Annotated in this window: 1 protein-coding gene; it reads left to right on the top strand. The window is 67.6% G+C overall.

All coding sequences use genetic code 11. The features are described from left to right. Positions 1 to 81 precede the first annotated feature (81 nt). A partial coding sequence (locus ACFV7R_RS47050) for an ISL3 family transposase (RefSeq protein WP_385276976.1) occupies positions 82 to 1,310 on the top strand: 1,229 nt, incomplete at its 3' end.

The raw sequence follows: 1,310 nt of genomic DNA, 5'->3' as shown, positions 1-1,310 counted from the left end.
GGCTCAGTCAAGATTTTCGTGATGGGGTGACCGAATGTCACTTCGGTGGCATGGTCCGCAGTGTGTGACGACTTGCTGGACATGGTGTTTCCGCACCTGGAGAAGGTGCTGGTGGAGCAAGTGCGAGTGGAGGGCGGCGTGGTGCGGGTCCAAGCCCGCACCCGCGATGGTGCGCTTGCGTGTCCCGACTGCGGCGTTTCCTCGTCCCGGGTCCACAGTTGGTATCGACGGTGTCTGGCGGATGCGGCTGTGGGCGGGCGTCCGGTGGCCATCGAACTGTCGGTGCGGCGGTTGTTCTGTGACGTCGCCAGTTGTGCGCGTCGCACCTTTGTCGAGCAGGTCGAAGGACTGACCATCCGATACGGACGTCGCACCGTCGTGCTGGCGACCCTGGTGCAGGCGATTGCCCTGGCGCTTGCCGGCCGGGCCGGTGCGCGGCTCTCCGCCGTGCTGCACATCGTCGTCAGCCGGATGACGCTGCTGAATGTGCTGATGGCGCTGCCCGACCCGAGTCCTGCCTCGCCGCGGGTGGTGGGGGTGGACGACTTCGCCACCCGACGCGGACGCAGATATGGAACGGTGCTGGTCGACGTCGAGTCCCGTGACGTCCTCGACCTCCTGCCGGGCCGGGAGAAGGAGCCCCTGGTCATCTGGCTGACTGGGCACCCAGGTATCGAGGTGATCTGCCGGGACCGGGCCGGCGCCTATGCCGAGGCAGCCCGCGCGGGAGCTCCGCGCGCACTGCAGGTCGCCGACCGGTGGCATTTATGGGACAACCTCGCCACCGCCGTCGAGCGCACCGTGATCGCGCACCGTCCCTGTCTGAGCGCACCGGAGTCGAGCGCGCCTTCCACGCGGCGCACAGCCACATCCCCGCCCCGGACGCTCAATCCGGATACCGGCACGGAGAAGTGGCTGGTCACCCGGACACGCGAGCGGCACAAAGCGGTGCAACGACTGCTGGCGAAAGGCTGGACAATCAGCGCCATCGGACGGGAGCTGGGACTGGCCCGGCACACCGCGGAACGCTATGCCCACTGCGAGAACCTCGATGGCCTCATCGACCGGGCCCTTCGCACCACGCGCCTGGACGACTACAAGCCGTATCTGATCCGGCGCTGGAACGAAGGATGCACCGATGCCGCCCGCCTCTTCCGGGAAATCCAGGCTCAGGGCTGTCCAGGGCGGACCCCGCAAGCCGTGCGCCGCTATCTCCGCCGGCTTCGGACCGGCCTCGGCTCGATCCGGTCGCCCGCCCCGGTACTCAAACCGCAGCAGATCACCAATTGGATCATGTGGAATCCCCAGCA

Source organism: Streptomyces sp. NPDC059866, from assembly GCF_042731325.1.
In the GTDB taxonomy this organism is placed as follows: domain Bacteria; phylum Actinomycetota; class Actinomycetes; order Streptomycetales; family Streptomycetaceae; genus Streptomyces; species Streptomyces flavusporus.
This window is presented reverse-complemented; position numbering and strand designations above follow the sequence as displayed.